Annotated in this window: 21 protein-coding genes; 10 read left to right on the plus strand and 11 right to left on the minus strand. The window is 69.7% G+C overall.

The window, feature by feature from the left end:
- Positions 1 to 60 precede the first annotated feature (60 nt).
- A complete protein-coding gene (locus tag ACFPCV_RS02425; RefSeq protein WP_378053968.1) occupies positions 61 to 927 on the plus strand; it encodes an alpha/beta fold hydrolase in 867 nt (288 codons plus the stop codon).
- Here the strand turns inward: ACFPCV_RS02425 and ACFPCV_RS02430 are convergent.
- Positions 924 to 1,139, minus strand: a complete 216-nt coding sequence (locus tag ACFPCV_RS02430) for an EF-hand domain-containing protein (protein ID WP_378053970.1) — start codon at positions 1,137 to 1,139, stop codon at positions 924 to 926. The genes ACFPCV_RS02425 and ACFPCV_RS02430 overlap by 4 nt on opposite strands.
- Before the next feature lie 95 nt (positions 1,140 to 1,234).
- On the opposite strand from ACFPCV_RS02430, the gene ACFPCV_RS02435 reads away from it, so the two are divergent.
- Both ACFPCV_RS02435 and ACFPCV_RS02440 read left to right on the plus strand, forming a co-directional pair.
- Positions 1,235 to 2,323 (plus strand): VanZ family protein, encoded by a 1,089-nt coding sequence (locus ACFPCV_RS02435; RefSeq protein ID WP_378053972.1) that lies wholly within the window; start codon positions 1,235 to 1,237, stop codon positions 2,321 to 2,323.
- A 141-nt stretch (positions 2,324 to 2,464) separates the two neighbouring features.
- Positions 2,465 to 3,547 (plus strand): endo-1,4-beta-xylanase, encoded by a 1,083-nt coding sequence (locus ACFPCV_RS02440; protein WP_378053974.1) that lies wholly within the window; start codon positions 2,465 to 2,467, stop codon positions 3,545 to 3,547.
- Between the two features lie 96 nt (positions 3,548 to 3,643).
- Here the strand turns inward: ACFPCV_RS02440 and ACFPCV_RS02445 are convergent, their stop codons facing one another.
- The gene (locus tag ACFPCV_RS02445) at positions 3,644 to 4,630 is read right to left on the minus strand and encodes an aldo/keto reductase (RefSeq protein WP_378053976.1); all 987 of its coding nucleotides are present in this window, start codon (positions 4,628 to 4,630) and stop codon (positions 3,644 to 3,646) included.
- Between the two features lie 149 nt (positions 4,631 to 4,779).
- Positions 4,780 to 5,697, minus strand: coding sequence for a LysR family transcriptional regulator (locus ACFPCV_RS02450; RefSeq protein WP_378053978.1), 918 nt, complete (start codon positions 5,695 to 5,697; stop codon positions 4,780 to 4,782).
- A 615-nt stretch (positions 5,698 to 6,312) separates the two neighbouring features.
- Between ACFPCV_RS02450 and ACFPCV_RS02455 the strand changes: the two genes are divergently transcribed.
- Both ACFPCV_RS02455 and ACFPCV_RS02460 read left to right on the plus strand, forming a co-directional pair.
- Complete coding sequence (locus ACFPCV_RS02455) at positions 6,313 to 6,792, plus strand: hypothetical protein (protein ID WP_378053980.1); 480 nt, start codon at positions 6,313 to 6,315, stop codon at positions 6,790 to 6,792.
- Between the two features lie 402 nt (positions 6,793 to 7,194).
- Complete coding sequence (locus ACFPCV_RS02460; protein WP_378053982.1) at positions 7,195 to 10,008, plus strand: helix-turn-helix transcriptional regulator; 2,814 nt, start codon at positions 7,195 to 7,197, stop codon at positions 10,006 to 10,008.
- Between the two features lie 18 nt (positions 10,009 to 10,026).
- Here the strand turns inward: ACFPCV_RS02460 and ACFPCV_RS02465 are convergent, their stop codons facing one another.
- From ACFPCV_RS02465 to ACFPCV_RS02475, 3 genes are read right to left on the minus strand one after another with little or no spacing between them, the layout of a single operon-like run.
- Positions 10,027 to 10,455: an SRPBCC family protein gene (locus tag ACFPCV_RS02465; RefSeq protein ID WP_378053984.1), complete on the minus strand. Its 429-nt coding sequence runs from the start codon at positions 10,453 to 10,455 to the stop codon at positions 10,027 to 10,029.
- A 28-nt stretch (positions 10,456 to 10,483) separates the two neighbouring features.
- Positions 10,484 to 11,146, minus strand: coding sequence for an HAD family hydrolase (locus ACFPCV_RS02470; RefSeq protein WP_378053986.1), 663 nt, complete (start codon positions 11,144 to 11,146; stop codon positions 10,484 to 10,486).
- Positions 11,143 to 12,267, minus strand: a complete 1,125-nt coding sequence (locus tag ACFPCV_RS02475; RefSeq protein ID WP_378053987.1) for a cytochrome P450 — start codon at positions 12,265 to 12,267, stop codon at positions 11,143 to 11,145. Before ACFPCV_RS02475 ends, ACFPCV_RS02470 begins: the two co-directional genes overlap by 4 nt.
- Before the next feature lie 78 nt (positions 12,268 to 12,345).
- On the opposite strand from ACFPCV_RS02475, the gene ACFPCV_RS02480 reads away from it, so the two are divergent.
- Together ACFPCV_RS02480 and ACFPCV_RS02485 are read left to right on the plus strand one after the other, a co-directional pair.
- Complete coding sequence (locus tag ACFPCV_RS02480; RefSeq protein ID WP_378053989.1) at positions 12,346 to 12,939, plus strand: class I SAM-dependent methyltransferase; 594 nt, start codon at positions 12,346 to 12,348, stop codon at positions 12,937 to 12,939.
- Positions 12,940 to 13,069: 130 nt separating this feature from the next.
- Positions 13,070 to 16,126 (plus strand): glycosyl hydrolase 115 family protein, encoded by a 3,057-nt coding sequence (locus tag ACFPCV_RS02485; protein WP_378053991.1) that lies wholly within the window; start codon positions 13,070 to 13,072, stop codon positions 16,124 to 16,126.
- Positions 16,127 to 16,286: 160 nt separating this feature from the next.
- Here the strand turns inward: ACFPCV_RS02485 and ACFPCV_RS02490 are convergent, their stop codons facing one another.
- From ACFPCV_RS02490 to ACFPCV_RS02500, 3 genes are all read right to left on the minus strand, one after another.
- Positions 16,287 to 16,535, minus strand: coding sequence for a WhiB family transcriptional regulator (locus ACFPCV_RS02490; RefSeq protein ID WP_378053993.1), 249 nt, complete (start codon positions 16,533 to 16,535; stop codon positions 16,287 to 16,289).
- Between the two features lie 219 nt (positions 16,536 to 16,754).
- The gene (locus tag ACFPCV_RS02495; RefSeq protein ID WP_378053995.1) at positions 16,755 to 17,645 is read right to left on the minus strand and encodes a hypothetical protein; all 891 of its coding nucleotides are present in this window, start codon (positions 17,643 to 17,645) and stop codon (positions 16,755 to 16,757) included.
- A gap of 181 nt (positions 17,646 to 17,826) precedes the next feature.
- Positions 17,827 to 18,084 carry an amphi-Trp domain-containing protein gene (locus ACFPCV_RS02500; RefSeq protein ID WP_378053997.1) on the minus strand — a complete coding sequence of 86 codons (258 nt, stop codon included), beginning with the start codon at positions 18,082 to 18,084 and terminating at the stop codon, positions 17,827 to 17,829.
- A gap of 137 nt (positions 18,085 to 18,221) precedes the next feature.
- On the opposite strand from ACFPCV_RS02500, the gene ACFPCV_RS02505 reads away from it, so the two are divergent.
- Together ACFPCV_RS02505 and ACFPCV_RS02510 are read left to right on the plus strand one after the other, a co-directional pair.
- Positions 18,222 to 18,524: a hypothetical protein gene (locus tag ACFPCV_RS02505; RefSeq protein WP_378053999.1), complete on the plus strand. Its 303-nt coding sequence runs from the start codon at positions 18,222 to 18,224 to the stop codon at positions 18,522 to 18,524.
- A 72-nt stretch (positions 18,525 to 18,596) separates the two neighbouring features.
- Entirely contained in the window at positions 18,597 to 20,258 is a 1,662-nt protein-coding gene (locus ACFPCV_RS02510) for a peroxidase family protein (protein WP_378054001.1), read from the plus strand.
- Between the two features lie 18 nt (positions 20,259 to 20,276).
- Here the strand turns inward: ACFPCV_RS02510 and ACFPCV_RS02515 are convergent, their stop codons facing one another.
- Positions 20,277 to 21,071, minus strand: coding sequence for an endonuclease/exonuclease/phosphatase family protein (locus tag ACFPCV_RS02515; protein WP_378054003.1), 795 nt, complete (start codon positions 21,069 to 21,071; stop codon positions 20,277 to 20,279).
- A gap of 80 nt (positions 21,072 to 21,151) precedes the next feature.
- Between ACFPCV_RS02515 and ACFPCV_RS02520 the strand changes: the two genes are divergently transcribed.
- A complete protein-coding gene (locus ACFPCV_RS02520; protein WP_378054005.1) occupies positions 21,152 to 22,366 on the plus strand; it encodes a sialidase family protein in 1,215 nt (404 codons plus the stop codon).
- 94 nt (positions 22,367 to 22,460) lie between these two features.
- Here the strand turns inward: ACFPCV_RS02520 and ACFPCV_RS02525 are convergent, their stop codons facing one another.
- Complete coding sequence (locus tag ACFPCV_RS02525; protein WP_378054007.1) at positions 22,461 to 23,225, minus strand: class I SAM-dependent methyltransferase; 765 nt, start codon at positions 23,223 to 23,225, stop codon at positions 22,461 to 22,463.
- Positions 23,226 to 23,386: the final 161 nt, after the last annotated feature.

Below are 23,386 nucleotides of genomic sequence, written 5' to 3' on the forward strand. Positions count from 1 at the left end.
CCGCGCGGCCGCTGACCGGATGCTGATCGGGCGCTGATCGGCGCCTCGCATGCTGGCGGCATGCAACTCGAAGGATTCGACTACCAGCGCGTTCCGGTCGCCGACGGCGTGTCGCTCAACGTGGCCGTCGCGGGCACAGGGGACCCGGTCGTGCTGTTGCACGGCTTCCCGCAGACCCACCTGATGTGGCGGCACGTGGCCGCCGACCTCGCGACCGACCACACGGTCATCTGTCCCGACCTGCGCGGCTACGGCGACAGCGACAAACCGGCCGACACCGGCCGCACCTACGCGAAGCGAACGATGGCCGCCGACGTGGTGGCCGCGGCCCGCGCTCTGGGTCACGAGCGGTTCGCGCTCGCCGGGCACGACCGGGGCGCGCTCGTCGCCATCCGCGCCGGGCTCGACCACCCGGACGCGGTGACCCGGCTCGCGTCGCTGGACGTGCTGCCGACCCTGGACATGTGGGACGTGCTGCACGGCGTGCGAGCGTCGGTCGCCTTCCACCTGTACCTGATGGCGCAGCCGCCCGGCCTGCCCGAGACCATGATCGCCGCCGCGCCGGACGCGTTCTTCGGCCACTTCCTCGACCTGTGGGTCCGTGACCCCGCCGCGATCCCGCCCGACGTCCGCGCCGAGTACCTGCGGGCGAGCCGCGCCGCGGTCCCGTCGATCGTGGCGGACTACCGAGCGTCGGCGGGTGTGGACGTCGCCGACGACACCGAGTCCCGCGCGGCGGGCGCGACGCTGCGGATGCCGGTGACGGTGCTGGCGCAGGACTGGGGCGCGGCGCTCGGCTACGACGCCGAGGCGGTGTGGCGGGCGTGGGCGCCGGACCTGACGCACGTGACGGTGACCTGCGGCCACTTCATGGCGGAGGAAGCGCCCGCGGAGGTGCTCAAGCACCTCCGCGGCATGCCGGCCTAACCGGCGCGGTGCCAGGCCACCGTGAACTCGGCGAGGGAGATCTTCCCGTCGGCGTCGGTGTCGGCGTCGGCGAAGATCTCCGCGATCTCGCCCACTGTGATCTCCTCGCCGCGCGCGACCATGGCGGCCTGGAACTCCGTGCTCGTGATGTGGCCGTCGCCGTTGCCGTCCAGCTCCCTGAACGTGTCGGTCAGCTCGGCGTCGGTCGCCATGGTCGGGCCTCCTGGATTGGTGGAGCGTCAGAATAGTCCACCCGTTCGGATGAGCCAGCCGACGTCGGCCGCGCCGGCCGGTTAGCTTCCACCGCGTGTCGTCCCAGGTGCTCCCCGCCGTGCTGGCCGTGGTCCTCGGTACGTTCCTCGCGTTCGTGCTGCTGGTGCCGTTCGTGTTCCGCAGCTACCGCAAACGCGGCGAGGTCGGGCTCGGTCCTGGCATCCTCGCGTTCGCGTTCCTCGTCTACGGGCTCGCGCTCGTCGCGTACACGCTGTTCCCGGTGCCGGGGATCGACGAAGCCTGGTGCGCGGACCACACGAGGTTCGCCGACCCGCAACTGAACCCGCTGCGGTTCCTGTCCGACATCGTGAAGGACCGCACCGTGCCGGGGTTGCGCGGGATGCTCACGAACCCGGCGGTGCAGCAGGTCGTGTTCAACGTGGCGTTGTTCGTGCCGCTCGGCGCTTTCCTGCGGCACCGGGGGATGCGGGCGCCGGCCGTGGTCGGCGCCGGGCTGGCCGTGTCGTTGCTGATCGAGTTCACGCAGCTGACCGGCAACTGGTTCCTGTACCCGTGCCCGTACCGGCTGTTCGACGTGGACGACCTGCTCGCCAACACGCTCGGCACAGCGGCCGGGCTGCTGTTCGCCCCGCTGCTGCGCAGGATGCACGGCCGTACGTCGTTGCCACCGGAAGCGCCCCGGCCGGTCACCACGGGGCGGCGGTGGCTCGGCATGACCGTCGACCTCGTCGCGGTGACGCTGCTCGGCGGGGTGCTCAACATCGCGGCCAACGTGGTGGCGGGCGACGTGGTCGACAACGCGCTGCTGAACCCGTTGGTGCCCGCGGTGCTGCTGCTCGTGCTGCCCTCGCTCGGTTCTCATGGCGCGACGCTCGGGCAGCGGGCGGTGCGGCTGCGGCGGGTGCGCGCCGACGGCGGTCACCCGGGCGTGCAACTGGTGCCCGCGCTCCTCTTCGGCGGGTTCGGCTACTTCGTCCTTTCCGGACTCGGCGGCCACGTCGGAGCGTGGTCCGGCCTGATGCTGTTCCTGAGCCTGGTACTCGCATGGCGGCCGAGATCGCATCGCGGGCTCTCCGGGCTGGTGTCCGGACTCCACGTGGTCGACGCACGGCCGCCGGTCATCGAGGCACAGGCTCCCGCTCGACCAGGGGCACATCACTGAACTACCGAAAGTTTCGATTGCCCCGCACGAAGAATCGCCTGTCTGCTTGACGAAGTCGTTGGCGCGCCTTAACGTTTCTGCTCGCGATACCGACAAATCGCCGAAACTTTCGAACTCGCCATCGTTGTCGAGGAGCCCCGCATGAAGGTGTCCCGTGTCGCTGCCGCAGGCCTTCTCGCGGCGGCATCGCTCTACTCCGTTCTCCCGGCCGCTGGCTCACCCGCTCCGGCGGCCGGGTCCTCCTCCCCCGACCGGCCACTGCGTGAACTGGCCGGCAGGCAGTTGCTGATCGGCACCGCCGTCGACCACGCCGCGTACACCTCGGACGCGACCTACCGCGCACGGGTCGGCACCGAGTTCAACTCGATCACCGCCGAGAACGTGATGAAGTGGGAGGTCGTCGAACCCGAGCGCGGACAGCTCGACTTCAGCGCGGCCGACGAGCTGATGACCGCGGCCAGGCGCAACGGGCAGCAGGTCAGGGGGCACACCCTGGTGTGGCACAACCAGCTCCCGGCGTGGCTGACGCAGGGCGTCGAGTCCGGCGACATCGACGCCACGGAGCTGCGCGGGATCCTGCGCAGGCACATCATCGACGAGGTCGGCCACTTCCGCGGCCGGATCCACCAGTGGGACGTGGCGAACGAGGTCATCGACGACAACGGTCAGCTGCGCGACACGATCTGGCTGCGCGAGCTGGGACCGGGCTACATCGCGGACGCGTTCCGCTGGGCCCACCAGGCCGACCCGAGGGCGAAGCTGTTCCTCAACGACTACAACGTGGAGGGCATCAGCGCGAAGAGCGACGCCTACCTCGCGCTGGCGCGGGACCTGCTGCGGCAGCGGGTGCCGGTGCACGGCTTCGGCGCGCAGGGCCACTACGGCGTGCAGTACGGCTTCCACAGCGCGTCCGAGGTGGCCGCGAACTTCGCCCGGTTCGAGAAGCTGGGCTTGGAAACCGCGGTGACAGAGGCCGACGTCCGCATGATCATGCCGACGGACAACGTGAAGCTTCAGGCGCAGGCGCAGGGCTACAGCGTGCTGCTGCAGGGTTGTCTGCTGGCGCGCCGCTGCAACTCGTTCACGGTGTGGGGCTTCACGGACAAGTACTCGTGGGTGCCGGGCTGGTTCGAGGGTGAGGGCGCCGCGAACCTCCTGGACGAGAACTTCGCCGCGAAACCCGCCTACCGAGAGCTGCAGGCCGTGCTGGCCCTGGCCCGCTGAACGCGTTCACCCCGGCGGCGTCGGCCGGACCGACGTCGCCGGGCTTCTCGCCGATGGCGGCAACGCGACTACCGGCCCCCGCGTTCTTCGTCGGTCTCACCAGCGGTCGTGGACGTGCTCGCGGATCTGCTCGTCGTAGATCTGCTCCACCGCGCACAGGGTGTCCTCCGACAGCGGCGGGACCATCTGGGCGGCGGCGTTGGCCTTGGCCTGTTCCGCGTTGCGGGCGCCGGGGATCACGACGCCGACCCCAGGCTGGTCGATCACCCAGCGCAGTGCGAGCGCCGCCGTGCTGGTGCCGAGGTCCTCGGCGACGGCCGCGAGCGAGCGGGCCGCGCGGACACCCACCTCGTACGGGACGCCGGAGAACGTCTCCCCCACGTCGAAGGCCTCGCCGTTGCGGTTGTAGGTGCGGTGGTCGTCGGCGGCGAACGCGGTGTGCTCGTCGTACTTGCCGGACAGCAGCCCGCTCGCGAGCGGCACCCGCGCGATGATGCCGACCCCCGCCGCGCGGGCCGCGGGCAGCACCCGCTCCAGTGGCTTGCGGCGGAAGGCGTTCAGGATGATCTGCACGCTCGCGACGTTCGGGCGCGCGATGGCGGTCAGCGCCTCGTCGCAGGTCTCGACCGACACGCCGTACGCGGCGAGGTTGCCCTCCGCGACCAGCTCGTCGAGCGCGTCGAACACCTCGTCGGTGGAGAAGACCGGCGTCGGCGGGCAGTGCAGCTGCACCAGGTCCAGCCGGTCGACCCGCAGGTTGGCGCGGCTGCGGTCGGTCCAGGCACGCAGGTTCTCCGGGGTGAACGACGCGGGCACGTGCGGGTCGGCGCGGCGCCCGCACTTCGTCGCCACCGTGACGTCGGCGGCCCGCTCGGCGAGGAAGCGGGCGATGAGCTGCTCGCTGCGGCCGTCGCCGTACACGTCGGCGGTGTCGAGGAACGTGACCCCGGCGTCGACGGCCGCGTGCAGCACCGCGAACGCGTCCGCGTCGTCGACCCGGCCCCAGTCCGCGCCAAGCTGCCAGCACCCCAGCCCGACGACGGACACCTGACGGCCAGTGCGGCCGAGCACTCGGTTTTCCACGGACGCCAACAGTAGTCACCCGAACCGGGACGCGCTCCCCGGCCAGGTACATGCCCCGCCGATCGCCGCCACCGGGCCACCACACGACCGCGCAGACGCGAGAGCCTCGGGTTCGTGGCACCTACGCCCATGCCGGAGTTCCGCGCGCGTCACCTCCGCGCCCAGCCGGGCACCCAGGTGCCGGGGACGGCGGCGGGCACCGAACCGAGGTGGGCGATCAGCGCGGCGAGCCCGGGATGCGGGTTGTCCGTGCGCCACACCACGGTGTGCGGGTAGACCGGAACCGGGTCCGTCACCGGCACCCGGCGCAGGTCGTGCCGCATGGTCCACGCGACCCTGGTGCGGTGGCCGACGAAGGTGCACAACGTGGCCGACTCGGCGACCATGTCGAGGATGTGCTCGAACCCGAAGTTCGGGCCGGTCCTGTCGATGTGCAGCCCGAACTCCACACCCAGCTCGGCGTAGTAGGCCGCCCACTCCGTGCCGTCGACCACACCGGGCAGCCAGATCCGTTGTCCTGCGAGTTCTTCCAGCCGTACCGACGATGCGGCCGCCAGGTGGTGCGCCGGACCGGTCAGCAGGTCGAGCGGATCGTTCAGCACCCGAGTGCTCGCGAGCCCGTCGGGCAGCCGGGTCATCGGCGCACGGAAGGTGGCGTCGATGACCCCGTCGCGAACGGCGTCGACGGCGGCCGCCTCGACAGGCAGCGCGACGACGTCCAGTTCGAGGTCCGGGTTGGCGCGGTGGAAGTCGTGCAGCAGCTCCCCGGGCGCCGCCCGGCGCCCGATCACGTCGACGCGCAGTGCCCGCCGCCCCGGCCGCACCGACTCGGCGGCCCGCTCGGCCGCGGCCAGCACCGTCCGCGCGTGCGGCAGGAACGCCTGCCCGTCGATCGTGAGCACCGCGCCGCGCGCTCTGCGGGTGAACAGTCGCACGCCCAGCTCGGCCTCCAGCGCGGCGACCCGTTTCGACACGGCCTGCTGCGTGACGGACAGCTCGACGGCCGCCTCCTGGAACTGCCCGCTGTCCGCGACGGCGATCACCGTGCGAAGCGCGTCGAGGTCCATTCGTACAACCTACAGTTGTCGTTACGGCGCAGCGGTTGCGGAGACGACCGAACTGCTTGTTCCTGCCGCCCCGCGCCGCATGGCCTGGGAGCTCGGCAGGCGGTGACGGTCCGCTTGGTGCCGTCGGCGTGGACAGTGGCGCCGAACAGCTCAGTCGTGAGCCAGAGCGAGGTGCGCAGTGCCTCGTGACCGCCGCGAGCGCCTCGGCGCGGGGCCGCGCCGGTGACGTGTCCGCGACACTGCTTCCCCGTTGCCCCGACTGGGCGCATCTCACGTGCTCTCTGGCGACACTTGCCCTCAGCGGCCAAGCAGTGCCTGCGTCACCATCCCGCCAACACCGGCGATCCCGCGGCGTTTGGCAATTGCCGCGCCGTTGGACGAGAGTTGCCACCACCCGTCCGTCCAGGCACCACGAGCATGACCGGCCGAGCGGTGGACCCGCGGAGGCGCCCCGATGCCGAAGCCTGCGGACCCGCGGCTACGGTGAGTAACTGACGGACAGGGAAACACTGTTCTTTCGCCCGTGAGCGGAGCGCTCCGGGCGTGGGGGTGGTGACTCTGCGCCATCCGATAAACCACGTACACAAGTCGCGGTGACGGAGCGTGTTCCCTCACATGATCGTCCCGGTGCGAATGCACGAGCAGTCAGCATTTTCGGTTGCCGTTGCGCCCGACGTCACCCGAACGGCCGAACAACCGACCCGGCAACTGCCCTTCGGACATCCGTCACTTGACCGATGTCTCCCACACTGCCAGGTAGCAGACTGTCATTATCCGGCAAAAGGCAGAACACAAATTCGTGGGGTGAACACGGTGGCCGCGGACGAATGGCATGACGAACTGGTGCTGGCAGCTGAATTGTCCAGCATAAACAACCAGATCGCCCGATTCGTGCTACGCATGCTCGACACCGACGCCCGACGAAGAGAACAGATAGCCGTAGCCGACGAATGCCGCCTCGGCGGCCGTCTGGTAAACCTCGGCTACGCATTGCAGGACCGCGCGGTACACAGAGCCGCAGGACGCCACCGCGATGCTGCGAACATCGCGGAAACGCCCTGCGACAGTGGTCACACGAGGTCAATTGCAGGATAGCCCCTGGCAATTGACGGGTATTGGATCATTAGTCGTAGGTCATGAAGGTCGTGAAACTGTCGTATGTCATACCAGGTGGATCCGCCGAGGCGGGACCGCCTACCGTCAAGGCCAGACCCACGGCCGCCGCGATAGCAGCCACTATTCGAGCGATTCTCATCCTACCTCCCGTTATCCGCCCATCCAGGGGGCAAAAAGGAGTCGCAAATAGACATGGGCTACCGCGACGAAGGTGAGGGGATGGGCTAACTTACTTTCCTTCAAAAAAAGGATCCCACACACCGCAAGTAATCACTAATAACTGAGTGTTAACGAACGGCTAACGGAATGAGCACGTCCACGGTTGGCGTAACATGGGCGCCAACCGTTGTTCCCTGCCACGACTACCAATACTGTCGTGGTATGCCGAGTGATGCCTACGCACTCGTCGGCCGCGAGGCCGAGATCAACCGTCTTACCGGATTGATCGACCTCCTCGCAAGTGGTACCGGGCAGGCAATCCTCCTCGAAGGAGAGCCGGGTATCGGCAAGTCCTCCCTTGCGCGCGTCGCTGTCGTGGCCGCCGAGGAACGCGGGTTCGGCTTCTACTGGGCCGAGTGCGACGAACTGGGCCAGGCGCTCCCCCTCCAGCCGTTACTGGACGCGCTGTTGACCAAGGCGACCGCCGAACCCCGACTCGACACCATCCAGCGTCTCCTGCGCGGGGAGGTCACCAGCGCCGCCGATCCCGCGATGGCCGCAGCCGAGCAGATGCTCGCACTCATGAACGAACTGTGCAGTGAAACCCCGACGGTGCTGGTCGTCGATGACCTCCAGTGGGCCGACCTGTCCACGATCAGCGTTTGGGAGTGGCTGGCACGTTCGGTCGAGCGCACCGCACTGCTACTCATCGGCATCGTCAGGCCGGTCCCGCAGCGAGACGAACTGCTCGCCGTGCGCCGCGTGGTCGGCCCGGACAACACCATTCGCCTGGAAGGGTTGCCCGATGACGCGGTCAGTGAGCTCGTCTCGACGCTCTCCGACGGCGCACCCGGCACGAACTTGCTCCGCCTCGCGGCCGAGGCAGCAGGCAACCCCTTGTATCTGACAGAACTCATGGACTCACTCGTCCGCGCTCAGCGCCTCACGATGAGCGTGTCCGGGACGGTGGAGGTGACTGGCGGCCCGGTTCCCGGCTCGCTCATCGGCGCCATCTCCGACCGGCTCGACTTCCTGGCGAAGGACGTCCGCAACACACTGCAGGCGGCAGCGTTGCTGGGGAACGAGTTCCTCGTGGGTGATCTCGCCATCGTGTTGAGCAGGCGGGTGGCTCAACTGGTGCCCGCCATCGACGAGGCCCGCACCGCGCGCGTACTCAAGGATGTCGGTGACAAGCTGGCGTTCCGCCATCCGCTGATCCGCGCCGCGCTCTACGACGACATTGCAGTTCCTCTCCGCCCGGCATGGCACCGGGACGCCGCGAAGGCGCTGGCCGAAGCCGGCGTACCAACGCAGCGGGTCGCGCGCCAGCTTCTGCAGGCGATCAGTGTGCCCAGCCCGGATCCGCTGGACGAGTCGTTGCTGAACTGGACAGTCGAAGCGGCGCCGACCCTTGTCGCGCAGGCTCCGCGGGTGGCCATCGAACTGTTACGGCAGGCCGCGAGCCGCACCACCGCAAGCACGACGCGGGGCGCGGTGCTCGTGTGCCGCCTGGCCGAGGCGCTCTACCGTGCGGGCGAATGCACGGAGGCTGTACGGATAGCGACCCGCGCCATGGCCGTAGTCAAAGACCCCGACCTGCTCGTCGATCTACATTGGACAGTCTCGCAGAGCCGGGCCATGCTCGGTCGCTCCGACGAAGCACTCGAGGCGCTCGAAGAGGCATACGAGCTCGCCGAGATGTCCGCGCAGCAGCGGGCGCGGCTGCTCGTGCTGACCGCACGGGCACACCGTGCTCTCGGCGAAGTCTCCGTCGCGGGCAGCGTGGCAACCAAGGCGCTGGCCACCGCGGAAGAGGCCGGGGACAAGTGGGCGCTGGGCTGGGCGCTCCACGTGTTGATCGTCACGTCCATGATGCGTGGCGAGGTATCGGACGCGCTACCGCTGTTCGATCGTGCTCTTGACGTCGTCGAGAACGACCCAGAGCTGAACGATCTCGGGCTGCTACTGCAGATCAACAAAGCAGTCGCACTCGGTGATCTCGACCGCTACGACGAAGCATTGGGGACCGCCACCCGAGTGCGGCAGCTCGCGGACCGCACCGGCAGTCTCGTCCGGTTGGCACAGGCACAGAGTGCGTTGGGACAGCTGCTGTTCCAGGTCGGCCGCTGGGATGACGCGACGGCAGAGGTCGAGACGTTGACCGACGACTTCAAGGACCCCAGCGCGACATGCTGTGACCGCGGCATCGCCGCCGTCATCGCCTTCCATCGCGGCGACGCCACCACCGCACGCCAGCACTTGGAGCTCGCGGCGTCGAGCGCGGAGCAGATCGGCAACCGGGTCGTCTCGTCACTCATCCTCGCCCACAGCCTCGACCGGGAGGTCAACGACGAGCCCGAGGAGGCGCTCGCCGTACTCACGGCTCGGGTCGGGGGCGACGCCGAGGAGCTCGACGAGGTCGAGGACCTCCTTCCTGAGGCGGCCCGGCTCGCCGCCTACACCGGGAACACCACCGCGGCCGCTGATGTGGCTGCTCAGGCGGCCACGCTGGCGCGACGGTCGTCCGTGCCGCACCGGCTCGGGACCGCTGCCTACTGCCGGGGGCTGCTCGACCGGGACCCGTTCCTGTTGCAGCACGCCGCCGACCGGTACCGGGACGCCGGGCGGCCGCTGTTGCGGGCCAAGGCACTGGAGGCGGCCGCGATCGGGTTCGCCGGGCGGGACGAGAAGGACGCGGCGCGGTCGGCGTTCAAGCGGGCCGACGAGTTGTACGACCGGCTCGGGGCCAACTGGGACCTCGCCCACCTGCGGGCGCACCTGCGGCGGTTCGGGATCCGCCGTGGTCCGCGCGCGAAGCACCGGCAGGCCCAGGCCGGGTGGAACAGCCTCACGCCGACCGAGACCAAGATCGCCGCGATGGTGGCCGAGGGGATGTCCAACCGGCAGATCGCCGAACAGCTGGTGCTGTCGCCGAGGACCGTCGGCACGCACGTGTCGCACATCCTCGCGAAGCTGGGGGTGCGGTCGCGAATCGACATCGCCAGGGAGGCGGCCGAGCACGTCAAGGCCGGTTGAACAACCCTCAGTTGTGGATCAGCCCTCGCCCTGCCTGCGATGGGTGGCGGCCTGGTCGTCGGCCGCGACGGCCTGGGTCAGGGCCGCCACCGTGTGTTCCAGGCCCTCCTGCACCTCCGTGCCCTCGGCGGCTCGGACGCTGTGCAGGCGTACCGTGATCCGGCTACGGCCCGGTGCCAGGTCCTCGACCGTCAGCTCGCCGTGGTAGTCGTCCGGGCCCTCGGCACCCCATTCGAGCCGTCGTTCCGCCTCGTGCGGGCGCACCCACGCCTCGCCGGACACGCGGTCGCCGTGCACCTCCGCCTCAACGTGCACCTTCTCACCGCCCTCCGGCTCGGCCGTGCGCATCTCCGGGAAGTACCTCGGGAGATTCGTCGGGTCCGCCAGGTAGCCGAACAGGACATCCGCCCCGATGTCGGCTTCCGCCGTGTGCGTGTACGTCGTCATCCCCGGCGGGTACCCGGTCCGGCCACGGCTACGCGAGCGCGTCGGCCACCGCGTCACGCAGGGCCGTCGGGCGGGCCGTGGTCGGGGCCGGGTCGACGATCACGGTGCGGCAGCCGATGGCGGACGCGCCACCGTCGGCCTCGGGGCTGTCGCCCACCATCACGGCCTGCTCCGGTGCGACACCGATCCGCTGGCACGCGATGGTGAAGATCTTGGGGTCCGGCTTGACCACGCCCTCCACATACGACAGCACGAACTCGGTGACCAGGTCCTCGACCCCCAGTTTGCGGAACATGGGCCGGATGTCCCACGCGATGTTGCTGACCACCGCGACCGGCACGTCGGCTGCCGTGAGCGCGCGCAGCACCTCGGCGGTGTCCGGGTAGGGGTGCCAGGCCTCCGGCGCGGTGAGGCTCCGGTACACCGTCTCGGTCTGCTCCGGTGTCAGCTCGAACCCGGACGACGCCAGCGACGCCAGGTACACGGTCCGGTGCACCTCGGGGTCGAGGTCGCGGCGGTCCCACGCGTCGGCCAGGTCGGGCGGCAGGTGGTCGGCCGACATCGTGGGCGAGGTCAGCACGGTGGTCAGCCGCTCACGCATCGGCTCGTCGAACGTCGTGGCCGGCCAGCCGGGGCCGGGCTGGAAGCGGAACAGGGTGCCGGAGAAGTCGAACAGGACGCCGTGGATCATGCCTCCACAGTACGGTCGTCGACCGACACGATCATGTCGTGCAGTGAATAGCTGCCGAACGCGTCGTTGAACGCCACCCTCGGCGGCGCGATCAGCCGCACACCCTCGATCGCGAACAGCTTGGTCAGGAAGATGTCCGACTCCTGGATCGCGAGGTGCGCGCCAGGACACCTGTGCGGTCCGTCACCGAACGTCAGGCCGGGAGCCGCGGCCTGGTCCAGGTTGGCGGCCGCGATCGACACGTCCACCCGCTCGCCGGCCGCGATGACCGTGCCGCCGGGCAAGGTCACCGGCGCGGTGGTGCGCCGCTTGAGCGCGGCGAGCGGCGGTTCGAGGCGGGCCAGCTCGTGCAGGATCGCGAACCTGGCGAGCTCGTCACCGGCGCGGTAGGCGGCCAGCAGCGCGTCGTCGGTGCACAGGTGCCACGCGGCCGCGCAGATGAACTCCCTGGTGGTGACCATGCCCGCGGCGGCGACCGTGATGCACTCGCTGAGGATCTCCCCCGCGCCGGCGCCTTCGTCGAGGAGGTGGGAGATCAGGTCGTCCTGCCGCCGCCGCGTGCGCACCCGCACCGCGGGCCGGACGTCGCGCACGTGGATCGCGAGCCACAGGTAGAGGATCCGCGCGGCCCAGTACACGCCGCGCGGGCTGGTGAACCCTGGCTTGCCGAGTTTCTCCGGGAAGAACCGGGCGAGCCTGCGTGCCGTGCCCGGCCTGCTCTCGGTCAGGCCGATGACCGCCTTCGCCACGTCGACGGCGAGCCGGAAGCTCAGCTCCGACAGGTCCGCCCGGCCCGCGGCACGGAGCACCCCGATCTCCCGGTCGGCGACGCGGTGCATGAGGTCGCGGTACTCGGTGTCGACACGCCGGGGCGTGAAGAACCGGGCGGTCTGCCTGCGGTACTCGCGGTGTTCTGGCCCGTCCCAGTACAGCACCGGCCGCCGGAAGCTCGACGGCAGCTTCGCTACGGTCTCCACACCCAGCCCGGCCTGCACGGTCTCGGTGTCGCGCAGCACCGCCCGGCCGCCGGCGAGGTCGCGGACGTGCCACACCCCGTCGTCGTCGCGGAAGGCGGGGCACACCGTCTCCGTCGCCGCGCGGTCGATCCTGCGAGTGGCCACCCGTCCATCCTGGCGTGCTTTTTGCGGTTATGGCAACGAAGGTTGTCGCGGCCGGGGAATCGGGGTGATCGTGGCGGCATGGATCAACAGTTCTGGGACGACCTGTACCACGAGAAGGACCAGTTGTGGAGCGGTGCGCCCAACGGCGTGCTGGTCACCGAGGTGGACGGCCTGCCGCCAGGGCAGGCACTCGACCTGGGCTGCGGCGAGGGCGCCGACGCGCTGTGGCTGGCTTCGCGTGGCTGGCTCGTGACCGCCGTGGACATCTCCCACGTCGCGCTGGAGCGGGCGAAGGCCGCGGCGGGCGATGCGAAGGTGAGCTGGGCGCACGCCGACCTGTCCACCTCGCCGCTGCCCGCCGGCGCGTTCGACCTGGTTGCCGCGCTGTACTTCTCGGTGCAGCGCGAACCGGGGCACCGGGCGGTGCGGAACATGCTGGCGGCCGTCGCACCCGGCGGCACGCTGCTCTACGCCCACCACGACATCACCGGGCACGAGCACGAGAAGAACCCCGGCTTCGACCCGGCCGACTTCTACTTCCCGGCCGACATCGCGGAGATGCTCGACGAGGACCAGTGGACGATCCTCACCCACGAGACCCGGCCGAGAACCGACGTGCCCCCCGAGGCCAGGCACGTCAACGACATCGTGCTGAAGGCCAGGCGCCGCTAGCGCCGAAAGTTTCGATTCTCCTTGGCGCACAACGACTCTGGCGTTTCGGACACATCTGTGTTTATGGTGTTCTGGTTACGGAAGTGTTCCGAAACTTTCGGCTCCGCCCTGCGTCAGTACGGAGAGCGACATGCGCCGGTCCGCAGCCCTGCTCGCACTGCCCCTCCTCGCGGCGGCCGCCGTCTCACCGGCTCCCGCTGCGGCCTCGCCACCGGCCGTCGAGGAGTCCTATGTGGTCACCACGCCAAGGCCGGGGGCGTTCCCGCTCGTGGCGGGCGGTACCGCCGCGCCGATCGTCGTGAGCGGCGCGGACCGGCCGGGCGTGGTGCGGGTCGCAGGCGACCTGCGCGACGACGTCGAACGGGTCACCGGCGTGCGGCCAGAGGTGTCGCTCGACGAGGTACCGCGTGGTAGCACGCCGGTGCTGGTCGGCACCCTCGGCGCGAGCCCGCTCATCGACGACCTGGTCGCGCGCGGCAAGGTCGACGTGCGCGGCATCGCGGGCCGGTGGGAGACCTCGCTGCAGCAGGTGGTCGAGCACCCGCTGCCGGGGGTGCGCCGCGCGCTGGTGATCGCGGGATCGGACCAGCGCGGCACGATCTACGGCGCGTACGACGTGTCCCGCAAGATCGGGGTCTCGCCCTGGTACTGGTGGGACGACGTGCCTGCCAAGCGGTCCGGCGCGCTGTATGTCCTGCCCGGCAGGCACACGCAGGGCACACCGGCGGTGAAGTACCGCGGTTTCTTCATCAACGACGAGAACCCGGCACTCGGCCGGTGGGTGCCGACGCAGTTCGGTGAGGGTCTCGCCCCAGGTCACCCCGGCGGGTTCAACAGCAAGTTCTTCGGGCGGGTCTTCGAGACCATGTTGCGGCTCAAGGCGAACTACCTGTGGCCCGCGGTCTGGGGCCGCGCGTTCGCTGAGGACGACCCGGCCAACCACGCCACCGCCACCGCGTACGGCGTGATCATGGGCACCTCCCACGAGGCACCGATGATGCGTGGCATCGAGGAGTGGAACCGGCACGCCGTGGCCGCGGTGCGCGACCCGGAGGGCAACATCGTGACGCCGGGCCACGACCCGTACGGCGGCACCGGTGAGTGGAGCTTCCGCCGCAACCGCGACGCGATCAAGGCGTACTGGAACGACGGCGTCAAACGGATGAAGGAGCAGGGCTTCGAGGGCGTCGTGACGCTCGGCATGCGCGGCAACGGCGACGTGAGCCTCCCCGACGGCGACGGCATCGAGCTGATGCAGGAGATCATCGCCACCGAGCGGCAGATCCTCGCCGACCACGGCATGTCCGACGTGCCGCAGGTGTGGACGCTGTACAAGGAGGTGCAACGCTACTGGGACAAGGGGTTGCGCGCGCCGGACGACGTGACGGTGGTGTTCACCGACGACAACTGGGGCAACATGCGCAAGCTGCCCGATCCGACCCTGCCGCCGCGCGCGGGCGGGTACGGCATGTACTACCACTTCGACTACGTGGGTGGCGGCCGCAACTACAAGTGGGTCGACACGATCAACATCGCGAACACGTGGGAGCAGCTGAACACGACGTACCGCTACGGCGTGGACAAGCTGTGGGTGGTCAACGTCGGTGACATGAAGAACGAGGAGCTGCCGCTGCAGTTCTTCCTCGACTACGCGTGGAAACCGATCCCGCTCAAGGACGTCCCCGCCTGGTACGAGCGGTACGCGGCCGAGAACTTCGGGTCCCGCCACGCCGAGGAGATCGCCGAGGTCCTGCACACCTACGGCGTCCTGCAGGCACGCCGCAAGCCGGAGCTGCTCAACCGGCGGATCACCAGCGGCCCCGGCACGACGGTCACCTACGACGACGAGGAGAACCCGTACTTCCTGGAGAACTACCGCGAGATGGACCGCGTGACCGCGGACTGGCAACGCCTCGCGGCCGAAGTGGACCGGATCGGGCGGAAGCTGCCACGGTCCTATCAGGACGCCTACTACCAGCTGGTCGGCTACGCGACGAAGGCGACCGCGAACCTGTACGCGTTGCGGCGCGCGGAGTTCACCAACCTCCGGTACGCCGCACAGGGTCGCGCGGCGGCCAACGACCTCGCCGACGAGACCGACCGGCTGTTCGCGGTGGACCAGGCCATGTCGGACTACTACAACACCGAGCTGGCCGGCGGGAAGTGGAAGAACTTCCAGACCCAGCCGAAGATCGGCTACGGCGACGTCGAACGGTACGGACCGAACGCGCCGTGGCAGCAACCGGAACTGAACCACGAGGCGTTGCCCGACGAGGTCTTCCCCGCCGTGCGGCGGATCTCGTTGCCTGCCGCCGCGGACATGGGCGTCGCCATCGACGGCTCTGACCAGTGGTGGCCAGCGGCGAGCGCCCCTGCCGTCCTGCCGACGTTCAGCCGCTACCAGAGCCAGCCCGCGCAGTACCTGGAGGTGTTCAACCGCGGCGCGACGGCGTTCGACTACCGCGTCACGTCCGGCAAACCGTGGGTGTCGGTCTCGCGGTCGCGGGGCACTGTGGACGAACAGGTGCGGCTCGAGGTCGCCGTGGACTGGAAACGAGCACCGAAGGGCACTACGCGGGTGCCGCTGACGGTGGTGGGTGCCGGGCGCACCGTGGTGGTCGAGGCGGTGGTGGACAACGCGGTACGACGGCCGGGCAAGGGTTATGTCGAGGCGAACGGCTACGTGTCGATGCCGGCGGACGGCACGAGCCGGGTGGTCGGCGACTGGCTGCACATCCCGGACATCGGACGGGACGGCGACGGCATGCAGCCCGCGCCGGTGACCGCACCGCGGCGCGAACCGAACGGGCCGCGCCTGGAGTACACGGTGAACCTGACCACGACCGGGCCGGTGACCGTGTGGGTCTACCTGTCGCCGCGCAACAACGTGCACTACACGGACGGGCTCACCTACGCGGTGTCACTGGACGGTCAGCCGCCGCAACGGGTCAACGTCACGACGGCGACCGGCGCCGACGACACCGCCATGAACAAACAGTGGGAACGCAACACGTCCGACAACGTGAACCGGACGGCCACCACCCACGTGGTCGACCACCCGGGAGAGCACGTGCTGAAGGTGTGGGCGGTCGACCCGACGGTGGTGGTGCAGAAGGTGGTCATCGACACGGGCGGCCTGGCACCGAGCTACCTCGGACCGCCACCCAGCAAGCGGGTCGGCCGCTAAGTGGTCAGAATCGGAAGTCCTTCGTGGGTATCGGCGGATCCAGGTTTTCGCTGGGCGTGCGGCCGGAAGGTCCTCGTACTGGTTGTACTCGGGCCTTTCGGCCGTGCGTCCAGCGGGAAGCTGGGCCGTCGAGACCCCGAAGGACTTCCGATTCTGACCACTAAGCCACCCGCTCGCGGCGGACGAGCACGCGTCGCTCACGTTCGGTGGTGCCACCGAACACGCCGTGGTCAAGGCCGGCGTCGATGGCGTAGTCGAGGCACTCGCTCCGCACGGGACACTGCCCGCACACGGCCTTCGCCTCGGCGATCTGCCGGGCGCCGGGGCCCATGTCGGAAATCGGGAAGAACAGTTCGGGGTCCGCGTCGCGGCAGGCGGCGCGGTCCCTCCAGTCGTCGATCATCTTCATGTCAGCCGCCTCCATTCACGGCAGGTCCGTCCGCAGGTGCCCGCGCGCGGGCGCGGGAGCGAACTGATGTTGTTGGTGGTGTTTGTGCCGGTCCGGCACCGAGTCAGTCCCCTGCGGGCGCGATTTCTCGCGCCACTCGTAGATAACAGCGTACGCGCAAACACCCCCGCGCGCCGCTCTATTCCTCAGCGGCGTGCGGGGGCGTGATTGTGGTGTCGGTTACTCGCAGGCGGTGCCGTCGTTGTCCCGGTCGAGGTCGTAGATGTCGCTGCCGGTCACCCGGATGGGACCGGAGACGTACTCGGGCCCGTTGCCGCTGCCGCCTGCACAGTCGACATCGGACGCGACCGGCACGCAACCCGAGTAGTTCGGGTCACACTGGGGTTTCGGTGCGGGCGGAGGCGGCGGCGGCGGTTCGACGACCGGCTCCTCTGTGACCGGCGGCACGACGGCCTCGGTGGTCGTCGGCGGTGGGGGCGGCGGAGTGGTGGTGGTCGTTGTCGTCGTCGTCGTGGTGGTGGTCGTCGGCGGGGGTTCGAATGTCGTCGTCGTGGTGGTTTCCCCGGCCGCGACGTTCGACGGCGTCGGGTCGTCCTCGTTGCCGCCGAAAATCCCCGCCAGCACGAAAACGGCGAAAACCACCGCCGCGCCGATCCACACGGGTTTCCGCCACCCGGACTTCGCCACAGCGGCGGTCGCGGCTGCCTGCCGGACCGGGACGAAGCGTTCGGTGGGCGGCTCGGGTGTGAGCAACACCGTGTTCGCGTTGCGGGGCAGGAGAAGCGTGACCTGGAGACCACGTTCGTCGCGGGTCACGGCCGCCTCGGCGCCCACGCGGTCGCCGGACTCGAGCAGCGCGGCATAGCGCTGCGACATCGCGTGCGTCAGCTCACCGACTCGATGACCGTCGACGCGGACCTCGATGCCGCGTTCTCCCTTGTACTTGCCCGCACCGATGGTGCACCACACCAGTTCGGCGGCGATGTGGCGTTCACCGCCGACGGCGACGGTGTAGCGCGACAGCGCGCGCTGGTGGTGTTCTTCACGGGTGACGGTGACCGGAACATCTCCCGGCACCATCGAAAGACCCGGCGTCGGGTTATCGACCATGCCGGGTCATTCGGCGCCCTGCCCGGTCCCGTTACCGGATATCGGGAATCGTGCCCGCCGGAATTCGCGGGCATCCTGGCGCCGATCCCGATCGCGCGGCCGGCAATCCTCGACCAACCCGCCACGTTTCTGGTGGACCGCGAGGTCACGCCGGCCGCCGACCGGTCGTCGAACCGGTGTTCTAGACGACCGTCTCGTCGTCATCGTCGTCGTCTTCGGCGTCGAGCTTCCACTTCAGCTGGAACTCGACCTCCTCCTCGCCGTCGCCCCGCTCGTGCTCGATGGAGAACTCGGCGCGCACCGGGACCCGGAACCGCTCCCCGGCGATCTGGATGCGGAACGACGTCCCCGACTCCAGCGCGTCAGCCAGGCGGCGCAGCTTGGCTACCACCTCCGGCGTCGAGTAGATGCGTTCGACGTCCCTCGTCGCGTCGGCCACGTGACCTCCGTTGTGTCGGCGCCCGGTGGTCGGGCGCGGTCGGCGAATTCAATCACCCGTTCGGGGTACCGGTGGTCACAGCCCTCTTTTGCCGGTAGTGTCCGAATCATCACATTCTGCGACAGAGAGGGTTCACCATGGGGTTGTTCGACGCCGTCCGCGAGAAGGCCGCCGAGTTGCTGTCCGGTGCGACGGACAAGGTGAGTGAGCTGACCGGGACGGATCTCGCCGACGCCCAGCAGAACGCCACCGACACCGCCCAGAACCTGGGGGACACCGCACAGGGCTACGCCGACACGGCAAGCGGTGCGGGCCAGGACCTGGCGGGCAACGCGGCCGACTCCGCGCAGAACGCCACGGACACCGCGACCGACACGGCTTTCGGCGCCGTGGCCGACTCCCCCGTCGGCGACTACGTCGACCCGCGCGGACAGCAATAGCCCGACCTGACGTATCTCGCGCGTCGCGGGTAGCTCCCTTGAGGTGATCGGTCGATCGCCACTGGGGGAAACATGAGAAAGCACGCGCGTGACAGCTTCTTCGTCGTCGACGAAGGAGTGCTCGAGTTCGACGCCGACGGCAGACCGGGCACGCGGCAACCTTTGACCGGCGAGGATCTGCGCCGGTTCCGGTTCTCGCGGCTCGGCCCGAAGGGCCCCGCCGCCGACGACACCACGGACGCCACCACCGTCGCGCTGGCCGAGGCCATCACCGCGACGGGCGACCAGCCGGACGCGGCGGTGCCCGCCGGGTACACCTACCTTGGCCAGTTCGTCGACCACGACCTGACCATGGACCGCACCGAGGCGCAGCTCGGCGAGGACGTCACGCTGGACGAGCTGCTCCAGGGCCGCTCCCCCGCGCTGGACCTCGACTCGCTGTACGGCCGCGGCCCGCAGGACCGCCACGACCGCGTGTACTACGCGGCCGACGGTGTGTCGCTGAAGGTCGGCACGACATCGGCGACCACGTTTCCCGACGACCGGGTGAACGTCGAGCTGGAGGGTTTCGACCTGCCTCGTGCCGGCGGCACCGCGGGCACCCGCGCGGACCGCCGCAAGCCGCTGATCCCGGACCTGCGCAACGACGAGAACCTGGCCGTCGCGCAGACGCACCTCGCGTTCATCCGCTTCCACAACCGCGTGGTCGAGGAGCTGGCGCTGAAGGGGCTCATGGGGCAGCGGTTGTTCGTCTCGGCCCGCAACGAGGTCATCCGCCACTACCAGTGGCTGCTGCGCACCGACTTCCTGCCGCGCATCGTGGACCCGGAGATCGTGCGGGACGTGTTCTCCTCCGGTCGCCGGTTCTTCGAGGCGCCGGGCCGCGGCACCGGCCGGTACGGGCAGCCACCGACCATGCCGCTCGAGTTCGCGGTCGCCACGTACCGCCTGGGGCACAGCATGATCCGCGGCGGCTACCAGTGGAACCGCGTGTTCGACACGAGCGGGCCCGGTGGGCTCTCGACGCTGCTGCAGCTGTTCACGTTCACCGGCGTCGCGGGGAACTTCGCGCCGGGGTCCGGTCTGCCGGAGCTGGACGATCCGGACTCCGGCACCGTGGACACGCTGCCGACCAACTGGATCGCGGACTTCCGCCGCCTGTACGACTTCACGGAGGCCGGCCGCCCGGACCTCGCGGCGCCATCGGGCGGCGGCAACGTCACGAAGCGGATCGACACGCTGCTCGTCGACCCGCTCAGGGAACTGCCTGCGGGCACGTTCGGCGGCCGCGGCACGGAGATCCCGCCGATCCAGCGCAACCTCGCGTTCCGCAACCTGACGCGGGCGGGCATGGTGCGGCTCGCGACCGGCCAGCAGATGGCGAAGCTGCTCGGGGTGCGTCCCCTGACGGCCAAGGAGATCATCGACGGCAATGGCGGCGCCGTGCTCAGCGGTCTGTCCGCCGCGCAGCGGGAGTCGGTCGCCGCGAACACGCCGCTGTGGTTCTACGTGTTGCGGGAGGCCGAGTTCAACGACGGGCTGCTCGGTGCGGTCGGCGGCCGGATCACCGCCGAGGTGTTCCACCGCGCCATGGAGGGCAGCCGCACGTCGATCGTCCGCGACCCGTCGTGGCGGCCGACGCTCGGGCCCGACCTGCGCACGTTCCGGATGACCGACCTGCTGCTGTTCGCCTTCGAGGGCAAGGCGGACCTGCTCAACCCGCTGGGCGACTGAGCAGGCCCGCCCCGCCGGTCACCGTGCTCGCCGCACCATCAGTGCGGTGAGCACGGGGCGGTGGTCGGAGGCAGCGGTCGGCAGGACCTTGGAGAACAGCGGCAGCCCGTTCGTGAGCACGTAGTCGATGCGGGCGGTGGGCACGTCGGCCGGGTAGGTGTACGCGTTCCCGCCGTCCCGCAGGTGGGCGGTCAGCGTGGTGATCTCGGGTGCGGCCGGGACGGCGTTCAGGTCACCGGTTAGGACGACCGGTTCCTTCGACGCCACCACCGCGTCGGCGACGACCGCCGACTGCAGCAGCCGGGAGGCGGCGCTGTCGTGCTGCAGGTGGGTGTTCATCACACGCACCTGCACGCCACGCACGTTGACGACGGCGGTCAGCAGACCGCGCCGCTCCTCGGCGGGTTTTCCCTTGGGCAGCAGGGTGTTGTGCCATTCGAGGATGGGGTGGCGGGACAAGATCGCGGTGCCGTACTGGCGGCGCGGCTGCCCGGCCGACGGCGGCTCGAGGTCGAGGTTCGCGCCGAAGACGACGTGCATGCCGAGGCGTTGCGCCAACTCGGCGGGCTGGTCGGCCCAGTCGCTGCGCTCACCGTAGTGCCGGTCGACCTCCTGCATCCCGATCACGTCGGCATGCGTGCGGCGGATCTCGTCGGCGACGCGGTCGAGGTCGAACACACCGTCCTCACCTGCGCCGTGGTGGATGTTGAACGACAGGACCGACAGCGTGCGCGCGGGAGTGGCCGGGGTCGCGGTCGCCGGCGTGGCGAGCGCGGCCATGGCGAGCACGATCAGGAGCAGCAGTCTTCGCATGGCCGAAGCGAACACCACCGAGATGACATTTTGGGTAACAAATCACCAGAAACAGAGGGATGTGCGGTAATGATTCTCTCGTGAAGACGAGCCGGCTCCTCGCCCTGCTGTTGCCCCTCGCCGTCCTCCTCCCCGCCGCACCGCAGGCGTCCGCCGCCGCCGAGTCCCACTCGGAGCGGATCCTGTTCAACGGCGGCAACGAGTCGATGAACGGCATCACCTACCACTCGTTCCGCATCCCGTCCCTGGTCAGGACTAACAAGAACACGCTCATCGCGTTCGCCGAGGGGCGCGCCGCGGGCAACGGCGACTTCGGCAACATCAACCTGGTCTACAAACGCTCCACCGACAACGGCGCGTCCTGGTCGTCGCTGCGGGAGGTCATCGGTGCGGGCCAGGGCGTCTGGGGCAACCCGACGGCAGTCGTGGACAGGTCCGACAACAGGATCTGGCTGTTCATGAACCACCAGCCGGCGACGAGCGGCACCGTGAACTCGTGGGACGACCGGCAGGTGTGGGTGTCGTCGAGCACCGACGACGGACTGACGTGGTCGGCACCGGTGAACAGGTCGTCGACGCTGAAGCCGAGGACCCTCGCCTCCGGCGCGAGCTGGAACTGGGACGCCGTCGGTCCCGGCGTCGGCATCCAGACCACCTACCGCAACCCGGGGCGGCTCGTGATCCCCGCGCAGCACCGCAACATCTACTCCGACGACCACGGTGCGACGTGGCGGGTGCAGGTGCTGAGAACGACGTCCGGCGCCGCCATGGAACAGACCGGCGAGGCGACGGTTCTGGAGCTGGCAGACGGGTCGCTGTACCGCAACGACCGGCCGACCACGCGGGTGTGGGAGTCGGCGAAACGCCGTCAGGTGGCCCGCGGCTCGATCGAGTCGGGTTTCGCGGCGTTCAGGGCGGCGAGCTGCCTGCTGGACCCGAAGAACGAGGCTTCGGTGATGCGGTACAACGCCGACGCCCCGGCCAGGCTGGCGTTCGTGAACTCGGCGTCGACGCAGACGCGCACGAAGATGCGGATCCGGATCAGTGAGGACGAGGGCCGCACGTGGGCCTACAGCCGCCCGTTCTCCGACGCCCCGCTGCCCGGCCAGAGCGGGACGTACAAGGAAGGCGGCTACTCGAGCATCGTGAAGACTGCCGACTACCACGTGGGGGCGCTGGTCGAGGTGAACGAGAACGTCTCGAGCAACTCGACCTCGCACCGCTCGATCGCCTTCCGCAAGGTCAACCTCCCCTGGATCCAGGGCGGCGTGGACGACACCGGCTGCACGGGTTGACGGGAGCGGGCCGCGCGTTCGGCGCCACCGGCCACGCCTGCGCGGCGGTCGGTGGCCTCCGCGTGGTCCGCGGTCGCGGCCGTCGGTGCCGGTGTCAGCCGGGGATCGCCAGCAGGTCCTCGTGGTGCACGGTCGCGTGCAGCGGACCGCTGAGCCTGCGACGCAGGTAGGCACCCGCGACCCCGGCCAGCTCCTCGTCCTGCTCGCACGCGGCGCCGAGCCAGCCCTGCAGCCAGGCCGTGGTCAGCTCGGGGCGGTCGGGCCCCAGGCGCCATGGGCTGGGGCAGCGGTGCACCGTGGCGCCCAGGTCCTCGAACACCCGCGCCATCACCGGCACCGCGTCCGGGCCGAGCAGGGCACGGCCTCCGGTCGTGCGGCGCTGGTGGGCGTTGAACGCGCTGGTCACGGCGTCGTCGAGGGGGTCGGGCGGCTCCAGGTCCACCTTCCCCGCCACCGACAGCACGAACAGCGCGGGGGAGCGCGCCTTCACGCAAACCTCGGCCAGGCGGGTGACCTCCTCCTCGGTGAGCAGGTCCAGCAGCGCCGACCCGGTCACCAGCGAGGTGCCCTGAAGGTCCTCCGGCGTCAGCGACGTCAGGTCACGCTGCTCGGTCACCGCGCCAGGCACCGCCGCGTGCGCGAGCAGGTCGGCGTCGCGGTCGGTCAGTACCCACCGGTGCGGGGTGAGCAGCCGGGGTGACAGCCACCGCGCCATCGACCCGGTGCCGCTGCCAAGATCACGAATAACCAGGTCACGGGCGCCGAGGTGGGCGCGAAGGGGGATCAGCAGGTCATCGGCACGCGCGTCGGCGTCGGCGGGCTCACGCAGCGCCAGCCACTCGCGGGAGAAGTCACTCATCGCCCTCTACACGCGGGGCAGGGCCCGCCGGTTCAGAAGATCCGGTTCAGAACCGTCCTGCGGCCGCATGCGTATTGAGGTACGACCAGATCTTGGGAGGAACCTGTGGCAGCACCGACCGTACCGACACTCGAGAGCCCGCGTACGCCCGTGGTCCCCGG

It is taken from the genome of Actinophytocola glycyrrhizae (genome assembly GCF_042653545.1).
In the GTDB taxonomy this organism is placed as follows: Bacteria; Actinomycetota; Actinomycetes; order Mycobacteriales; family Pseudonocardiaceae; genus Actinophytocola; species Actinophytocola glycyrrhizae.